Genomic DNA, 17,551 nt, shown 5'->3' on the forward strand with positions numbered 1-17,551 from the left:
AACCCACAGAACATTCTGTGAGCCGGGGTATCAACATATCTGGCGTTGATTTTTGGCACGCTGTTGAGTTCTCAAGGAACGGACGCTTCCTTCGTACTCGCCCAAGAGGCTCTCTCAGGCTTTCCTCCGGGCAGTTTCCCTTCGGTTCTTGCTGTCTTGCGTTTCCGACTCTATCAGACCGTTTCGCGATCCAATTTCCTCGGTGCTTTCCAGGTTTCCGCTTTCGCGTTTCCCTTTCCGGCGGCTCCGACTTTATCAGAAGTTTTCGGCCGGGCTGACCGGCTGCTCATTTCTGAGATTCATCGGGAGGTGGCCCTCGGGAATCAAAGTCCTCGAGAAACCAGTAGATTTTCACTGCCGCCACCGAACCTGTCCGGCTCCAGGCAACTGCTCTAATCTACCTCCCCACTCGCTCCGCGTCAACGGTTTCTGTGGGGCGAAGAGGAGACTAGCAGCCCGGCCGCCGTGTCCGCACATCAGGCGGCAGTGGGGACCGAGGCGCTCCGCTCTGCCGCCTCTAGGTCACCCGTCTCGCCGGCGCGCGCGGCACGACCGCCGAGGACGTACACGTACGCGAGGAAGGCCAGTTCGGCGACGACCCCGATCGTGATGCGGGCCCAGGTGGGCAGACCGGACGGGGTGACGAAGCCTTCTATGGCGCCCGAGACGAAGAGGACCAGGGCCAGGCCGATCGCCATTCCCAGGGCGGCTCGTCCTTCTTCGGCCAGTGCCGTGCGGCGGGAGCGCGGGCCCGGGTCGATGACCGTCCAGCCGAGGCGCAGGCCCGTGCCGGCGGCCACGAAGACCGCGGTCAGCTCCAGGAGGCCGTGCGGCAGGATCAGGCCGAGGAAGGTGTCCAGGCGGCCCGCAGAGGACATCAGGCCGATGCCGATGCCCACGTTGAGCATGTTCTCGAAGAGGATCCAGACGACCGGCAGGCAGAGGAAGACTCCCAGGACCAGGCACATCGCTGCGGCCTGTGCGTTGTTCGTCCAGACCTGAGCGGCGAAGGACGCCGCGGGATGGCTGGAGTAGTACGTCTCATATTCGCCACCGGGACGGGTGAGGGCGCGCAGTTCGTCGGGGGCCGCTATGGAGGACTGCACCTCGGGGTGGGTGCCTATCCACCAGCCCAGGAGGACCGCCACCGCCGTGGAGATGAGCGCGGTGGGGACCCACCAGTGGCGGGATCGGTAGACCGCCGCGGGGAAGCCGTGGGTGAGGAATCGGGTGACGTCGCGCCAGGACGCGCGGCGGGTTCCTGTCACGGCGCTACGCGCGCGTGCCACCAGTTGACTGAGCCTGCCGGTCAGCTGGGGGTCCGGGGCGCTCGACTGGATCAGCGAGAGGTGGGTGGCGGTGCGTTGGTACAGGACGACGAGTTCGTCCGCCTCGGCTCCGTTGAGGCGGCGCTGGCGGCGGAGCAGTGCGTCCAGGCGGTCCCACTCGGCGCGGTGGGCGGAGACGAAGACGTCGAGGTCCATCGGTTTTGCCTGCTCCTCGGCTGTTCGCCGACTGCACGTCGTGGGTGTCGGCTTGTCGTACTGCGGCGCGATGCCCTGTCAGCTTGGCAGACTTGCTGTTCCAGGGGCAGGTCAGGGGAAGGACGGCAGGCGTGAGTGAGCTGGTTACGGGCGAGGCAGTGGCGCTGGAACTGCGCCCAGCGAAACTGCCCAGCAGGGCGCTCGCCGTGTTGCTCGACCTTGTGGTGGTCGGGGTGGTCTACACCCTGGTCACCATAGTTCTGGTCATATCCACGGCTTCATTGGACGAGGCGGCGCAGGCCGCTGTCGCCGTCGCCGCGTTCCTTCTGGTGCTGGTGGGTGCGCCGATCGCGGTGGAGACCCTCAGCCATGGGCGATCGCTCGGAAAGCTGGCGTGCGGTCTGCGGGTGGTGCGGGACGACGGTGGGCCGATCCGGTTCCGGCACGCGCTGGTGCGTGGTGCGGTCGGGGTGGTCGAGATCCTGATGACGTTCGGAGTGGTGGCCTGTATCGCGTCGCTCGTGTCGGCGCGTGGGCGGCGGCTCGGTGATGTCGTCGCGGGCACGCTCGTCGTACGGGAGCGAGTGCCGGTGGCTCGGGCCGCTTTCGTACCTCCTCCGCCGCCGTGGTTGTCCGGGCGGTTCGCGGAGCTCGACCTGTCGGCCGTGCCCGACGGGTTGTGGCTGGCCGTACGTCAGTATCTGACGCGTATGGGGCAGCTGGATCCGCAGGTGGGCTGGGCCATGGCCCAGCGGCTGGCCTCCGAGGTGGCGGCGTGTACGGGGGCTCCGGCGCCGCAGGGTGTTCCGCCGGCGGCCTATCTGGCGGCTGTGCTGCAGGAGCGGCAGGTGCGGGAAGCTCGGCGGGCGTTCGGGAGCGGGCCTGCGGCCGTGGGGCCCTCGGTGCCTGGTGGCCATGTCGTGCATGGTGGCCCGGGGGTGTTCGGTCCTGCGGCGCCGCAGCCGCCGGGTGTGGCTTTTCATCCGCCCGCCGCGGTCTCCCATCCGCAGGTCTCCGGCGCCGGCGTCCCTGTCCCGGTCGTCGAAGCCGAGCCGGCGGACCAGGCCGGCGATCGCCGCTCCTCCGGCGGGTTCGCGCCGCCTGCCTAGTCGGCGAACACCGACGGCGGGGATTCGAGGTGTTCCAGCTCGATGCCCGGGGCGGCGAGGACTACGTCGCCGGCGATGTGCACGGCGTGCTGTTCGCCGGTGTCCAGGGCTGTGACCTGGTATTCGTCCACGGTCAGGGGGCCGTTGTCAGTGGCGTGTGCTTCTCTTTTCACCAAGGCCCAGGACTGGTCCACGGTACGGGGGGCGAGGACGGGGTCCGTGAAGGCGACGAGGCGTACGCGGGTTGCGGTGGCGGAGGGGGTGAGGCGCAGGAGACGGGTGGTGGCGACCAAGAAGGCGGGCGATGTGCCGGTGAAGGCATGGGCGCGGACGTTGCCTTCGGTGGCGTGGGTGCCGGTGGGGTCGGTGCGGACCCAGGTGACGCCGTCGAGTGCGGCGCCACGGATCTGCCAGCTCGCCGCGTGGAGTTCGAGGCGGATCGGGCGGCCCAGGTCGTCGAGGGTGAGGTCGACGGAGCCGGTGTGGTCGCCCGAGGGAGCGGTCAGCTGGGAGACGTAGCGCCAGCCGGAGGGGCCGGGGGCGCAGTGGAAGTGCTCTTCTGCGAGGGGGGTGTGATCGTGCGCATCGTGAAGCGAATAACGGCCGCGGGGCATGGGGGTCCTGGGTCTTTCGGACTGTCGCTCGAGCTTTCGAGCCGCTGAGCCTCGGTAAAGGGGCAGGCCCCCGGCACGGGGGTGCGGGGGCCTGCCTCGGAGGACCTGCTGGTGGTGAACGCGTCAGTGCACGGGCGTGTTCACCATCAGTCGGAATACCGGCTCAGTAGCGGTAGTGGTCCGGCTTGTACGGGCCCTCGACCTCGACCCCGATGTACGACGCCTGCTCCGGGCGCAGCGTCGTGAGTTTGACGCCGAGGGCGTCGAGGTGGAGGCGGGCGACCTTCTCGTCGAGGTGCTTGGGCAGCACGTAGACGTCGGTCGGGTACTCCTCGGGCTTGGTGAACAGCTCGATCTGGGCCAGGGTCTGGTCCGCGAAGGAGTTGGACATCACGAACGACGGGTGCCCCGTCGCGTTGCCCAGGTTCAGCAGACGGCCCTCCGACAGCACGATCAGCACCTTGCCGTCGGGGAACTTCCACGTGTGGACCTGCGGCTTGACCTCGTCCTTGACGATGCCCTCGATCTTCGCCAGGCCCGCCATGTCGATCTCGTTGTCGAAGTGACCGATGTTCCCCACGATCGCCTGGTGCTTCATCCGGGCCATGTCCGAGGCCATGATGATGTCCTTGTTGCCGGTCGTGGTGATGAAGATGTCCGCCGTCTCCACCACATCGTCCAGCGTCGCGACCTGATAACCGTCCATCGCCGCCTGCAACGCACAGATCGGGTCGATCTCCGTCACGATCACCCGCGCACCCTGACCGCGCAACGACTCCGCACAGCCCTTGCCCACATCCCCGTACCCGAAGACGACCGCCGTCTTGCCGCCGATCAGTACATCCGTGGCCCGGTTGATCCCGTCGATCAGCGAATGCCGGCAGCCGTACTTGTTGTCGAACTTCGACTTCGTCACCGCGTCGTTCACGTTGATCGCGGGGAAGAGGAGGCTGCCCTCGCGCTGCATCTCGTACAGGCGGTGCACACCCGTCGTGGTCTCCTCGGTCACACCACGGATCTCCGACGCCAGCTGCGTCCACTTCTGCGAACCATTGCCGATCGTCCGGTTCAGCAGCTCGAGAATCACCCGGTGCTCGTCGTTCTCGGCCGTCTCGACGGCCGGCACCTTGCCGGCCTTCTCGTACTCGACACCCTTGTGGACCAGGAGCGTGGCGTCACCACCGTCGTCCAGGATCATGTTCGGACCACCCGTGGGACTGCCCGGCCAGGTCAGCGCCTGCTCCGTGCACCACCAGTACTCTTCGAGGGTCTCGCCCTTCCAGGCGAACACCGGGACACCCTGCGGGTTCTCCGGCGTGCCGTGCGGGCCGACCGCGATCGCCGCGGCCGCATGGTCCTGCGTCGAGAAGATGTTGCAGGACACCCAGCGGACCTCGGCACCCAGGGCGACCAGGGTCTCGATCAGGACGGCGGTCTGCACGGTCATGTGCAGCGAACCCATGATCCGGGCACCCGCCAACGGCTGCGCCGCCGCGAACTCCCTACGGATGGACATCAGACCGGGCATCTCATGCTCGGCAAGGGTGATCTCCTTACGGCCGAACGCGGCCAGCGAGAGATCTGCGACCTTGAAGTCCTGTCGGTTGTCGACAGTCGTCATTACGGGCTGCTCCTCAAGGTTGGGAAGAGGTGATTACGGCTGTTCTGCGCGGCGGCGGACACAGGGGTGCCCGAAGAGGACACGGGCGTGCCCCAGTACGCGCAGCGCAGTCCGTCGGAGGCCCTCTCTCCCTCGGTCGGTCCTCGTTGGGACCGCCCGACCGCCATCAGCAGCGACGTCTGGCTCCGTCCCAAGCTACACCTGTCGGCCGACCGTCCCCAGTCCGCCTGCGAACACATCCGGACACATCGAGGCCGAGCGGAGGTGAACTCAGTGGGCGGCGGGCTGGGTCGGACCGCCCGGGGACGCCTCGGGGTCGGGGCCCTTGGCGGCGTCCTTCTCGCTGTAGATGTCCGGTTCCAGGTAGATGACGCGGGCGATCGGGACGGCGGCGCGGATACGGCCTTCGGCGGCGTTGATCGCGGTGGCCACCTCGGCGGCGGTGTCGTCGTGCTGGACGGCGATCTTGGCGGCGACCAGGAGTTCCTCGGGGCCGAGGTGGAGCGTGCGCATGTGGATGATGCCGGTGACGGTGTCGCCGTCGACGATCGCCTTCTCGATCTTCACGACCGCTTCCGCGCCCGCGGACTCGCCCAGGAGCAGGGACTTGGTCTCGACGGCCAGTACGAGGGCGATCAGGATCAGCAGGATGCCGATGCAGAGGGTGCCGATGCCGTCCCAGACGCCGTCGCCGGTGGCGAGGGCGAGGCCGACGCCGCCGAGGGCCAGGATCAGACCGACGAGCGCGCCGAGGTCCTCGAGAAGGACGACGGGCAGTTCAGGCGCCTTGGCGTGGCGGACGAAGTCCTTCCAGGAGTCGCCGCCGCGCAGGGGGTTGGACTCCTTGATGGCCGTACGGAAGGAGAAGCCCTCGGCGATGATCGCGAAGACGAGGACGCCCACCGGCCAGTACCAGTGCTCGAGCTCGTGCGGGTGCTTGATCTTCTCGTAGCCCTCGTAGATCGCGAACATGCCGCCGACCGAGAAGAGCACGATGGAGACGAGGAAGGCGTAGATGTACCGCTCGCGGCCGTAGCCGAAGGGGTGTTGCGGAGTTGCCTCGCGTTGGGCCTTCTTGCCGCCGAGGAGAAGAAGCCCCTGGTTGCCGGAGTCGGCGAGCGAATGCACGGACTCCGCGAGCATCGACGACGAGCCGCTGAAGAGGAACGCCACGAACTTCGCTGCCGCGATCGCGAGGTTGGCGCCGAGTGCCGCCACGATCGCCCTGGTGCCGCCTGACGCGCTCATGTGTTCGCGTTGTCCCTTCGTACGTTCGCTGTCCCGGGCTTTGCCCGCCCTTTGCCGGTGGGCCATTGTTGCAGCCACCTCCGACAACGACCCGCCAGGCTGTCACACAGGCCCTGGCAACCAGTGCCCGGGATGTGCTTGAACAGTCACCGGCAGGCGTTGACGGTCTCCGGGGGTGCCGGGCGGGGTGCCGAACGGGGTGTCAGACGACGACCGTCGCCCGGAAGAGCGTGCCGGGGCCGGACACTTCGGCTTTTTCGTTCGCCGGTACGAAGACCGACTGGCCGGGGGCGAGTTCGATGTCGCCGGCGCGGACCGAGCCTGCTGTGCAGAGGAGGATCTGCGGGGTCGGGAGGGCCAGTTCGCGGGTGGGCGTGGTCTGCGTGAGGACGTACCGGGAGAGGCGGAACTCGTCGATGGGGGTGTCGTAGACCTCCTCGCCGTCGGCGGAGGCCTCCGGGCGCAGTACGCCGGGGTCGCTCGCCTCGAAGCGGACGACGCGCAGGAGCTCGGGGACGTCGACGTGCTTGGGGGTCAGGCCGCAGCGCAGGACGTTGTCGGAGTTGGCCATGATCTCGACGCCCAGGCCGTTGAGGTAGGCGTGCGGGATTCCCGCGCCGAGGAACAGTGCCTCGCCGGGCTGGAGTCGTACGTGGTTCAGGAGCATCGCGGCGATGACGCCCGGGTCGCCGGGGTAGTGGTGGGCGATGTCCGCGTAGGGCGCGTAGTCGCCGCCGAGGCGGGCGCAGGCGGTCGCGGCCTCGGTGACCGTGCGGGCCATGTCCTCGCGGTCCGCGCCGAGTACGGCCGTCAGGACCTCGCGCAGCGCCGCCTCCTCGGGGTGGGCGCGCAGCAGGTCGACGTACGGCTTCAGGGAGTCGACGTTCAGGCCGGCGAGGAGTTCGGCGGCCTGCGAGGGATCGCGGAAACCGCACAGGCCGTCGAACTCGGTGAGGGCGCAGATCAGTTCGGGTTTGTGGTTGGCGTCCTTGTAGTTGCGGTGCCCGGCGTCCACCGGGATTCCGCGGTTCTCCTCGTCCGCGTAACCCTCTCTGGCCTGGGCGAGGTTGGGGTGCACTTGGAGGGAGAGGGGAGCGCCGGCGGCGAGGATCTTCAGGAGGAAGGGCAGGCGGGGGCCGAATTTGGCCACGGCCGCCGCGCCGAGTTCGGCTTGCGGGTCCGCGTCGATGACCTCGACGAGCGTGCCGCGTCCGGTGCGCGAGGGGGCGCCGGGGTGGGCGCCCATCCACATCTCCGCCTGCGGTTCACCGGTCGGCTCGGTGCCGAGGAGCGCCGGGATGGCGGTGGTGGATCCCCAGGCGTAGGGGCGGATGGTGTTGTCGAGGCGGTCCATACCGGTCTTTCTGTTCTTCCTGCGTGCAGGTTGAAGTAGGTGAACGAGGAGTGAGTCCTCGCGAGTTCTTGGCAGGTCAGGTCGGGTCAGGTCCCGGCGGTGAGCGCCAGGTACACCGCGGCGAAGTCCGTGGTGGCGATCAGTTCCGCCAGGGTCTCCAGTTCGGCGCCGTCCTCCGGTTCGAGCTCGCTGATCGCCGTGTCGTGGCCGAGGGCGAGTTCGCGGGCGGCGGGGGCGGCGCTCAGGCCGCCGGCCGGTCGGTCGCGGAGCAGGACCACGCGCGCGTGCAGGGCGGGAGCCTCGTTCACGCGGTCGCGGAAGAAGTCGTCGGGGTCGGCGCCGGCGGCGAGCCGGCTCGCGAGCAGGGCGCCGTGCGCGGCGAGTGCCTCGGGGAGTTCGGCGGCCAGCGCGGGGCGGCCGGCGAGTTCGGCGAGGGCGGCGGCGAACCGGCGGCCCGCGGGTCCGGCCGACGTGCCCTCCGTCCAGATCACCGGGAGCGTGTCCGCGAGTTCGGCGGCGAGGGTCTTGGCCGGATTGCTGTACGTCGCGATGGCCGGGCCGCAGCGTTCGGCGATGTTGTCGAGGCGGTCGGCGACTTTCTCCAGCGCGTCCGGAGGGGCTGCGAGCAGGCCCGTACGGTCCAGGAGGGCGAGCAGCGGGGTGAGCAGCGCCCACAGGACACCGGGGGCGGACGCGGCGAGGGGCAGGTCCGTCCCCTCCTGCTCGTACGGGGCGGTCGCCATCCTTACGAAGAGGCCATGGGCGGCGCCCTGCACCGTCTCGGTGAGCGGGGTGCTGGTGGGCGCGACGGCGACGACCGTGCAGCCGCGCCGGTAGGCCTGCTCGGCGAGCAGGGACAGGCCCGGTTCGGTGCCGTCGGGGGTGGCGATCAGGAGCAGGTCCACGGAGCCGGCCCAGCCCGGCAGCTCCCAGCGGAGGGCGCCTGCCGCGGGGGCGACGCCGGTGGGGGCCAGGCGGATGACGGGGGTGGTCGCGCCGGCGAGGGTGCCGAGGAGGTCGGCGACGCAGGTCGCGGCGGCGCCGGGGCCCGCGATGAGGACGGCGCGGGGGCGGCCGTCGGGTTTGAGGTCGTTGATGCCTGCCTCGGCCGCGTGCCGGGCAGCGGTGCGGACGCGGGCGCCCGCTTCGGCCGCGCCGCGCAGGAGGTTGCGGCGGTCTGCGTCCGCCAACGCCTCGGGGGCGTCGAGCAGCGATTCGTCGAGCATGGATGGCACCTCCGATCGCCGGGTCGGGACTACGCGGGGTGGCGGGCCTCGTCGACGAGCAGTACGGGGATTCCGTCGCGGACGGGGTACGCCAGGCCGCAGTCCTGGCCTGTGCAGATCAGCTCGGTGTCCTGCTCCTTGAGGGGGGCGTGGCAGGCCGGGCAGGCGAGGATCTCCAGGAGGCCGGCTTCGAGCGGCATGAGGTGTCCCTTCGGGGGTGCGACGCAGTGGTGTGGCCTGGTCAGGGTACCGCCGTGGGGGGTGGGGTGTCGGGCGTGGTGGGGCAGGGGTGGGAAGGGTTTCGCCCCCGCCGCCCCTACCCGTCCCATCCTGTCCCTGGGGGCTGCGCCCCCAGACCCCCCTACGGCCCTGAACGGGCCTTGTCCTCAAACGCCGGACGGGCTGGAAATGCGGGCCGGGGCTGGAAAAAAGGGCCTACCCCCCGGCGGCCTCAGCCTCGGATGATGGTCAGGACCTCGTCCCGTACCTTCGCCATGGTCGGTTCGTCCCTTGCCTCCGTGTTCAGGCGTAGGAGGGGCTCCGTGTTGGAGGGGCGGACGTTGAACCACCAGTCCGCTGCCGTGACCGTCAGGCCGTCCAGGTCGTCCAGTTCGATGCCGTCCCTGGACTGGTAGGCCGTCCTGATCGCGTCCAGGCGGGCTGTCTGGTCGGCCACCGTGGAGTTGATCTCGCCTGAGCCCGCGTACCGGTCGTACTGGGCCACCAGGGCCGACAGGAGGCCGTTCTGGCCGCCGAGGGCGGCGAGGACGTGCAGGGCGGCCAGCATGCCCGTGTCCGCGTTCCAGAAGTCCTTGAAGTAGTAGTGCGCGGAGTGCTCACCGCCGAAGATCGCGCCCGTGCGCGCCATCTCGGCCTTGATGAAGGAGTGGCCCACGCGCGTGCGTACGGGTGTGCCGCCCTGTTCGCGGACGACCTCCGGGACCGACCAGGAGGTGATCAGGTTGTGGATGACCGTCCCGGAGCCGCCGTTGCGGGCCAGTTCGCGGGAGGCCACCAGGGCGGTGATCGCCGACGGCGAGACCGGGTCGCCCTGTTCGTCGACCACGAAACAGCGGTCCGCGTCCCCGTCGAAGGCGATGCCGAGGTCTGCGTGCTCTTCACGGACCCGCTTCTGGAGGTCCACCAGGTTGGCCGGGTCGAGCGGGTTGGCCTCGTGGTTCGGGAACGTGCCGTCCAGCTCGAAGTACATGGGGACGAGGGTCAGGGGCAGGCCGGCGAAGACCGTCGGCACGGTGTGGCCGCCCATGCCGTTGCCCGCGTCGACGACGACCTTCAGAGGGCGGATGGAGGTCACGTCGACGAGCGAGCGGAGGTACGCCGCGTAGTCCTCCAACGTGTCCCGTGACGTGATCGTTCCCGGCGTCCCGGGCTTCGGCTCCGGTGCGCCCGAGTCCAGCCAGGACTCGACCAGTTCCCGGATCTCGGCGAGGCCCGTGTCCTGCCCGACGGGTGCGGCGCCCGCCCGGCACATCTTGATGCCGTTGTACTGGGCCGGGTTGTGCGAGGCCGTGAACATGGCGCCGGGCAGGTCGAACGCACCCGACGCGTAGTAGAGCTGGTCCGTGGAGCACAGGCCGATCTCGGTCACCTCGACGCCGCGTGCGGCCGCCCCGCGCGCGAAGGCCCGCGACAGGCCGGGCGACGAGGGCCGCATGTCGTGTCCGATCACGATCGCGTCCGCCCCGGTCACCTGGATGAAGGCAGCGCCGAGCAGTTCCGCCAGCGGCTCGTCCCACTGGTCCGGGACCACACCACGTACGTCGTACGCCTTCACGAGCTGCGACAGATCTGCGGGCACGGCCATCCCTCCATGAAAAGTCTCATCGGTCGCCCCAAACTACCCGTCGGGACCGACAACTCCCGCGCATGGAGGGTCGCTGGATTCCGCGATGTGGAAAGCGGTTTCTCAGTTCTCGGGGGACCGCAGCACCCTGAGGTGTCCGCGCCGTGCGACCTCGCGGGGGTCCGCCGTGCGTGGTGCGCCGCCCTCGGCGTTCCGCTCCGGTGGGCGGGCCGCTTCGCGGACCGCGTTGGCAAGCGCTTCCAGATCATCTCCGCTGGGCCGTGCGGGAGCGGAGCTGTCCAGAAGCCGGACGACCTCCCAGCCACGCGGCGCTGTGAGGCGCTCGGAGTGCTCGGCGCACAGGTCGTAGCAGTGGGGTTCGGCGTAGGTGGCGAGGGGGCCGAGGACCGCGGTCGAGTCGGCGTAGACGTACGTCAGCGTCGCGACGGCGGGACGGCCGCAAGCGGTGCGCGAACAGCGACGTACAGGGCTCACGACGTTGGACGGTACCGCACTCTTGAGCGGGCCGCGACGACTCCCCACCAGGCCACACTCCCGTGTCGTGGTGTGAAACCGCCCACACGGGTCTTCTGGGACACCCCGTTGACCTGGGGCGACATCGGGGTACGGGATACCGAACAACCCCGCCCCGGTACCCACTTGGCGCAAAACATGTCAATTACCGTGAGATTGACGGCCATCGGCGATCTGGGATGGATATGAAATCGAGCCCAACCTTGGCTGGAATGGTCTTCTCGCGACATGGCGTCGGCAGGCCGTCCGGCCCTGGTCGGCGACCGTGGGCGCAGCGTGCCAGGCACCCGCGCGGTGGTCACGGGGACTACGCTTCGTCAGTGATGGACAACCCCGTACCGCCCCGCGCCGCAGGCCCCGGCCCCCGCCGCCGTGATCGCCACGGCCGTGGCATGCGCGGCCCCGTGGCGCCGCCGCAGGTTCCGCTCTCCGCGAGCCGCGCCGAGGCGTTCGCGGATCTGGTGCAGGACTCCGTGGAGCGGCTCGAGCGGCGCTGGCCGCAGCTCGCGGACATCGACTTCGTCGTCCTCGAGGTACCGCGGCTCGAAGGCCCGCCCGAGGCCTGGGCCGACGAGGCGGTACCCCTGGGAGGCACGATTCCCGCCCGCGAGGGTCACACCGCGCGCGTGGTGGTCTATCGCCGCCCGGTCGAGATCAGGACCAAGGGCCGCGACGAACGCGCGGCCCTGGTCCACGAGGTCGTGGTCGAGCAGGTCGCCGAGCTGCTGGGGCTCACGCCCGACACCGTCGATCCGCGATACGGCGAGGAATGACCCAAGGTCCCTGATCGCCTCGCGGGGCGATCACTTCTGTACGTCGATCACTGCTGCAGGACCGACAGGTCCTGCTCCGCGTCCGGCACCGCCACGGTCGCCCGGTCGTCCGGCAGTGTCTGGACCGTGAATGCCGGGACGCCGTCCTCCGGTGCCAGGAGGGTCCGGGACGCGTAGACGGCTCCCCCGGAGACCCGCTCGACCGTCAGCGCGTACGTGCCCTTCAGGCCTGCCGGGACGGGGAGTTCGAGGTCCTGCGTGGTGCCCTTCTTGATCGTGTACGTCTTCGTGGCCGCCGTACCGCCCTCGCTGCCCGCGGACGCCGTCACCTTGACCTGCGCGGCGCCGTCCGGGGCGGTCAGGGACAGGATGGTGCCCCTGGCGGTGTTGCCGACGACCGTCGCGCGCGTGGAGATCGGGCCCGTGGCCGGGATGAACGCGGTCTCCTGCTTGGCGCCCTTGCCGCGTACGACCTCCAGGGCGGCGACGAACGGCACCGCGGTGTCGGTCGGTGTGAGCACCACGGAGCCGGCCTCGCCGCGCGTGAGGTCACCGAGGTCGGCGACCGCGGTCATGCCCGCCTTGAGGTGCAGCGTCTCGTTGCCGGCCGGCGTGATCAGGCCGGTCGGGGAGGCGAGGCGCACCTTCAGGTCGGCGTCGTTCTCGCTGGGCGTGAAGGCGATCAGACGTACGGAGGTGGCGTCCTTGGGGATGCCCGGCAGGACCTGGCTGGCCGCCGGTTCGCTGGACGCGCTCAGCCAGTCGCCGCCGGTCTTGGCGTCCAGGGCCTGGACGGCCGCGCCGACCCGGCCGCTGCGCACGTTCACGTGCACGGTGAGGTCGGCCTGTGGGCCGTCCGTGAGCGTGGACAGCAGGATCGGCTCGCTGCCGCGCGGCGGGACCGTGATGCCCTCGCCCACCTCGGACTTGAGGTTGCCGTCCTTGCCGTACAGCTCGATGTCGACGACCGCGGCGGAGTCGTCGGGGTTGATCAGATGGACGTAGTCCGTGCGGTCGGCGGCGGTGCTGGCGCCCGGGAACCAGAACTCGGTGTCCGGGACGGCGCAGTTGACGCCCAGCAGGCCGCGCCCGATGCCCGCGTCGACGTCGGTGGTCTCCTGCAGGGTCCAGCCCGGCGCGAACTTGCCCTCGGCGGTGCCGAGGAGCGCGGGCGCGTCACCGCCCGAGGTGTCCCCGTCGACCGGCTTTCCGGGCTCCTTGGGCGCGAGGACGGGCTTGGTCGCCTTGCCCTTGCCCTTGGCGCCGGCCACTGACTTCGTGGTGGCGGCTGCCAGTTCGGCCTTGCCGTCGCTCCCGGTGCCCTTGGTGACGGGCGTGAAGGACGTGTACGTCGTCTCCGCGAGGTCGGAGGAGCTGGGAGCCGGGCAGAGCAGGCTCGTGCGCTCCACGGGCAGCTGGGCGGCCGCCTTGGCCGTGCCCGCGTCGGACGCGTCCGGTGTGCTCATCGAGGCGAACCCGGTGACGGCGGCGAGCGCGGTCGTGCCGGCGATCAGGGAGATGGTGGTGCGGTTCACTGCTGGCTCCCGTCGGGGTGCTCACCCTGCGGGTGGGGCTGGTGTGGCTGCGCCGGGTCGTACGCGGGGTCGTAACCCTGGGTGTACGTCTGGTCGTACGCCGCGTTCTGCGGCGAACCGCCGTACGCGTAGGGGTCGTACTGGCCGCTCTGGTACGGCTCCCCCTGGTACGCCGGGTCGTAGGTGCCCGGCGGGTACTGCTGGGCGTTCTGGAACTGGTCGGCGCCGTAGGCGTCGAACTGGGCGCCCGCGTAGGCCGCGTTGTTCCATTCCTCGCCGTAGGGCTGCTGTTGCCCGGCCGCGGCGGGGACCTCCTCCGAGGGAGGAGGCGGGTCCGACGGGAACTCGGCCTGTTCGTCGGCCTGTTCGGTCTCGTCGGCCTCCGCCTGGGCGCGCAGTCGGCGGGCGCGGCGGCCGTCGCCGGAGGTGGCCTGGGCGGGGATCTCGCGCTCTTCCTCGGGGAGGTCGTCGTCGACGTCCCGGCGGCGGCCCGGCAGGGCCATCACGACGAGGACGACGGCCAGCGCGCCCTGGGTCCACAGCCAGGCGGTGTGGCCGATCGGGGTGTCGAAGGTGACGTCCAGCTTCCCTCCGGAGGAGGGGAGTTCGAAGCCCTGGGCCCAGCCGTCGAGGGTGGTGGGGGTGAGGGGCTTTCCGTCCAGCGTGGCCGTCCAGGACTCGTCGACGGCGTCGGCGAGGCGCAGGACGCGGTTGCCTGCGCCGGCCGGGATCGCGGTGTGGATGTCGACGGGTCCCGCGGCGACGGGCAGCGGGTCGCCGGCGCCGGACGCCGGGACGATGGCGGCGCGCGAGACCTGCTGGTCGACGCGCCACAGCGCGACGCCGTCCTGCTGGCTGAGCCTGCTCAGACCCGGCGTGGCGTCCAGGACGCGAGTGACCTGGCGGGGCGCGCCCCGGTGGACGAGGACGTAACGCACGGCGAAGTCGCCGAGTTCGTCGGCCTGGTCGGCGCCGGAGCCCGCGACGAGGTTGGCGACGACCTTGTCGAGGAGCGCGTTCTCGCCGCTCTGGGCGGCGAGTTCGCCGTCGCCGAGGCGGGCGCCCGAGCCGCGGACCAGGGTGTAGCCGACGCGGGCGGTGGAGTCGCTGGCCAGGACCAGGGTGCGGGCCTGGTCGCGGGTGCCGCTCTCCTCGGCGACGAACGCGGGCACCTGGACGGGGTCGCGTCGCTCCAGCGGGCCGTCGGCGCCGCGGATCATCCAGCCGGCGGCGAGCAGCAGCGGGCCCGCGGCGGCGGCGAACGCGATCAACGCGGCGACCGGCTGACGCCAGCCGAAGCTCTGCTCGGCCACGCGCGAGCGTGCCCCGTCGGCACCGAGCGTGGCGGCGGCCAGCAGCGCGAGTCCGTAGACGAGGGTGGCGGGTCCGGCCCAGGCCGAGCTGTTCGACAGGACCGCGAAGACGAGCGCCACCAGGGCCACCGCCCAGGCGGTCCAGATGCCGGACTGGCGCTCTGTGCGCAGCAGGGCGGCCAGCGCGGCGAGCACGACGCCGATGAGCATCAGCCCACTGACCGTGCCGGGGCCGCCGGGGCTGGCGCTGAGGAGGTCGAGGGCGCCGGCGGCGCCGGAGCCGTACTCCAGGCCGGCTTCCTTGAAGAAGCCGAACGGGAGCAGCGACAGCGACCAGGGGGCGAGCACCAGCAGCGGCACGCCGAACTGGGCGAGGAAGCGCAGCCCGTAGGCGGTGATCTCGCCTCGCCGTACGACAAGCAGCGCGAGGCCGAGCAGCAGGGCGATGGGCCACACGATGGGTGTGAACGCGGTGGTGATCGTCAGGAGCAGTGTGTACGCCCAGGTGGCGCGCCAGCTGCCGCGCGCCCCCGACGCATGCGCGAGACCGCTCGCCGCGACGCCCGCGCGGGCCATCAGCGGGAGGAGGACGGCGAGTACGGCGGTGCCGATCCGGCCGCCGGCGAGGGCACCGGTGGCCGCGGGCAGGAACGCGTAGACGACGGCCGCCCACGCGCGCAGGAGCCGTGATTCGACGAGCGGGCGGGAGGCGAAGTACGCGGTGAAGCCCGCCAGCGGCACCGAGGCGATCAGCAGGACGGTGACCGCGAGGCCCGTCGAGCCGAACAGGGCGGAGGCGAGCATCGCGATGATCGCGAGGTAGGGCGGCGCGGACGAGGTGTCACCCACGCCCACCGGATGCCAGGCGTCCAGATAGCGCGCCCAGAGTTCGGCGGAGTCGGCGGGCGCGGGCAGCAGCGCGCCGCCCGCGAGAGCGCCGCCGCCGAGCAGCTCACGGCAGGCGACGAGCGAGACGAGCAGGAGTACGAGGAAGAGCACCGGGCCGGGTTTGCGGGCGATGCGCTTGAGCCGGACGAACTGCTCGACCTCGAGGAAGTCGGCGTCGTCACCGCCGGGCCCGGACTCGACCGCGTTGCCGTGCCGGCCCGCGCCGGAGGTGGCTTCGGGGTCGGAGCGGCCGCCGAGGTCGCCGGCGACCTGTTCGATGGTGGCCCGCACGGTCGCGCCGGGCGGCGGGAACAGTGCCCTCAGTTCGCCCTTGTCGATCTGGGGAGCGCCTCGCCTGCGGCGCCCGGCGATGATCCGCTCGGGTCGCAGCAGGGTGCCCAGGAGGCCGCGGATCTCGTCGACGGCCTGTCCGGGGGCCTTGCCGACGAGATACGCCACCGTGCGCACCAGGGTGCCGAGGATCACGCGCAGCAGCACCCAGGGCAGCTGCGCCGTACGGCTGTTGACGAGCAGGGTGTAGACGGCGCCGGCCTTGTCGACTTTGTGTGGGGACGCGGAGGTGCGGCCCCCGCAGTCGACGGTGCGGCGCTCGCGGGAGGACGCCTCGGCATGCCGTACGACCGCCTCCGGGGCGACGAGGACCCGGTGGCCGGCGGCGGTGGCGCGCCAGCACAGGTCGACGTCGTCGCGCATCAGGGGCAGCCGGCGGTCGAAGCCGCCGAGTTCCTCGAAGACGTCGCGTCGTACGAGCATGCCCGCGGTGGACACGGACAGCACCGGGCGGACGTGGTCGTGCTGGCCCTGGTCCTGTTCACGGCGGTCCAGGCCGGTCCAGCGGCGGCCGGAGCTGGCGATGGTCACGCCGACTTCGAGGAGCTGTCTGCGGTCGTACCAGCCGCGGAGTTTGGGGCCGACGACCGCGATGTCGTCCGCCCGGCCGAGCTCGTGTTCGTTCTCGACGACCCGCAGCAGCTGGGCCAGGGCGTCCGGCTCGGGGGCGCAGTCGTCGTGCAGCAGCCAGAGCCATTGCACCGGCTCCCCGTGAGGGAGTTCGGGCATGTCGTACGCGTCGTCGCGCCAGCTGCGGGTGACGGGGTCCCAGCCGCTGGGGCGCTTCAGGTACGTCAGCTCGTCCGGTGTGAGGACCGGCGCGGTGCGGTTGGCCTCCTCGACGGCCTGGCCGAAGCCGGTGCGGCGGGCGAGGTGCAGGACTCGGTCGGCGCCGAGGGCGTCGGTGACCAGCTGGGCGGATTCGTCCGCGCTGCCGGTGTCGGCCGCCATGACGTTCTGCACCGGGCGCTCCTGGCCGAGCACCCCGGCGAGCGCGTCGGGCAGCCAGCGGGCGCCGTCGTGGGTGACGAGCACCGCCGTCACCACGTGACGCGGGAACTCGGGCGTGGTGGCAGTGCCGTAGTCGGCTGCCGTGTGGCTGTGCGCGGACATCGAGGTACGGGCCCCGGTTCGGTGGACTGTGGTGGACGCCTGTGCCCTGTGTGAGCGGCGGGGCGTCTCGGACGAGCAGCCACACTATCGGCTGGGCAGCACAGCGGCCCGCCGCCTGTGGATAACCACCCTCGACGGGCCGTTCGCCGTGCTGTGCCGCCGTGTACCGCGTTGCCCTTCGCTGTGTCGCCTTGATCCCGTGCCGTGCGCCTCAGACGGCGGCCTTCTTCAGCCGGCGGCGTTCGCGCTCGGACAGGCCGCCCCAGATGCCGAAGCGTTCGTCGTTCGCGAGGGCGTATTCGAGGCACTCGGAGCGGACCTCGCACGCGAGGCAGACCTTCTTGGCCTCTCGGGTCGAGCCGCCCTTCTCGGGAAAGAAGGACTCGGGGTCTGTCTGGGCGCACAGCGCGCGCTCCTGCCAGCCGAGTTCCTCGTCCGCGTCGTCGACCAGCAGTTGCTGCACCGTCTCGGTCATGTGCGCCCCTCGTCTGTCTTTCGCGTCCCCGTGAGGTTGCCGTCAACCGGTATCGGCCGAACGACACGAGTGAAATTACAAGTGTGCTGATCCGGGCGAGTCAAGCCGA

14 protein-coding genes are annotated in these 17,551 nt (G+C 70.7%); 2 read left to right on the forward strand and 12 right to left on the reverse strand.

Annotation, left to right across the window (positions count from 1 at the left end):
- Positions 1-476: 476 nt before the first annotated feature.
- On the reverse strand, positions 477-1,484 hold the full coding sequence (locus PV396_RS38040; protein ID WP_319212681.1) for a stage II sporulation protein M: 1,008 nt from the start codon (positions 1,482-1,484) through the stop codon (positions 477-479).
- A 131-nt stretch (positions 1,485-1,615) separates the two neighbouring features.
- Here PV396_RS38040 and PV396_RS38045 point away from each other — a divergent pair, with 131 nt between their 5' ends.
- Positions 1,616-2,593 (forward strand): RDD family protein, encoded by a 978-nt coding sequence (locus tag PV396_RS38045; protein WP_319212683.1) that lies wholly within the window; start codon positions 1,616-1,618, stop codon positions 2,591-2,593.
- Here the strand turns inward: PV396_RS38045 and PV396_RS38050 are convergent.
- From PV396_RS38050 to PV396_RS38085, 8 genes are all read right to left on the reverse strand, one after another.
- Positions 2,590-3,207 carry a hypothetical protein gene (locus PV396_RS38050; RefSeq protein WP_319212685.1) on the reverse strand — a complete coding sequence of 206 codons (618 nt, stop codon included), beginning with the start codon at positions 3,205-3,207 and terminating at the stop codon, positions 2,590-2,592. The two genes, PV396_RS38045 and PV396_RS38050, sit on opposite strands and share 4 nt — an antisense overlap.
- 163 nt (positions 3,208-3,370) lie before the next feature.
- On the reverse strand, positions 3,371-4,828 hold the full coding sequence (gene ahcY, locus PV396_RS38055; protein ID WP_319212687.1) for an adenosylhomocysteinase: 1,458 nt from the start codon (positions 4,826-4,828) through the stop codon (positions 3,371-3,373).
- A 270-nt stretch (positions 4,829-5,098) separates the two neighbouring features.
- Positions 5,099-6,076, reverse strand: coding sequence for a cation diffusion facilitator family transporter (locus PV396_RS38060; RefSeq protein ID WP_319212689.1), 978 nt, complete (start codon positions 6,074-6,076; stop codon positions 5,099-5,101).
- A gap of 202 nt (positions 6,077-6,278) precedes the next feature.
- Complete coding sequence (manA, locus tag PV396_RS38065; RefSeq protein WP_319212690.1) at positions 6,279-7,430, reverse strand: mannose-6-phosphate isomerase, class I; 1,152 nt, start codon at positions 7,428-7,430, stop codon at positions 6,279-6,281.
- 86 nt (positions 7,431-7,516) lie between these two features.
- Complete coding sequence (locus PV396_RS38070) at positions 7,517-8,656, reverse strand: SIS domain-containing protein (RefSeq protein ID WP_319212692.1); 1,140 nt, start codon at positions 8,654-8,656, stop codon at positions 7,517-7,519.
- Positions 8,657-8,685: 29 nt separating this feature from the next.
- Complete coding sequence (locus tag PV396_RS38075; protein ID WP_190149712.1) at positions 8,686-8,856, reverse strand: Trm112 family protein; 171 nt, start codon at positions 8,854-8,856, stop codon at positions 8,686-8,688.
- 251 nt (positions 8,857-9,107) lie between these two features.
- Complete coding sequence (locus tag PV396_RS38080; protein ID WP_319212695.1) at positions 9,108-10,481, reverse strand: phosphomannomutase/phosphoglucomutase; 1,374 nt, start codon at positions 10,479-10,481, stop codon at positions 9,108-9,110.
- A gap of 102 nt (positions 10,482-10,583) precedes the next feature.
- Positions 10,584-11,003, reverse strand: a complete 420-nt coding sequence (locus tag PV396_RS38085; RefSeq protein ID WP_319212697.1) for a DUF3499 domain-containing protein — start codon at positions 11,001-11,003, stop codon at positions 10,584-10,586.
- A 314-nt stretch (positions 11,004-11,317) separates the two neighbouring features.
- Between PV396_RS38085 and PV396_RS38090 the strand changes: the two genes are divergently transcribed.
- On the forward strand, positions 11,318-11,767 hold the full coding sequence (locus PV396_RS38090) for a metallopeptidase family protein (RefSeq protein ID WP_319212842.1): 450 nt from the start codon (positions 11,318-11,320) through the stop codon (positions 11,765-11,767).
- 47 nt (positions 11,768-11,814) lie between these two features.
- Here the strand turns inward: PV396_RS38090 and PV396_RS38095 are convergent, their stop codons facing one another.
- The 3 genes from PV396_RS38095 to PV396_RS38105 form a co-directional block, all read right to left on the reverse strand.
- Positions 11,815-13,302 (reverse strand): DUF5719 family protein, encoded by a 1,488-nt coding sequence (locus tag PV396_RS38095; protein ID WP_319212698.1) that lies wholly within the window; start codon positions 13,300-13,302, stop codon positions 11,815-11,817.
- Entirely contained in the window at positions 13,299-16,967 is a 3,669-nt protein-coding gene (locus tag PV396_RS38100) for a glycosyltransferase family 2 protein (protein ID WP_319212700.1), read from the reverse strand. The genes PV396_RS38095 and PV396_RS38100 overlap by 4 nt, the downstream gene beginning before the upstream one ends.
- 211 nt (positions 16,968-17,178) lie before the next feature.
- Positions 17,179-17,442: a WhiB family transcriptional regulator gene (locus PV396_RS38105; RefSeq protein WP_010034659.1), complete on the reverse strand. Its 264-nt coding sequence runs from the start codon at positions 17,440-17,442 to the stop codon at positions 17,179-17,181.
- Between the last annotated feature and the right edge of the window lie 109 nt (positions 17,443-17,551).

The organism is Streptomyces sp. ME02-8801-2C, from assembly GCF_033793965.1.
Classification (GTDB): Bacteria; Actinomycetota; Actinomycetes; order Streptomycetales; family Streptomycetaceae; genus Streptomyces.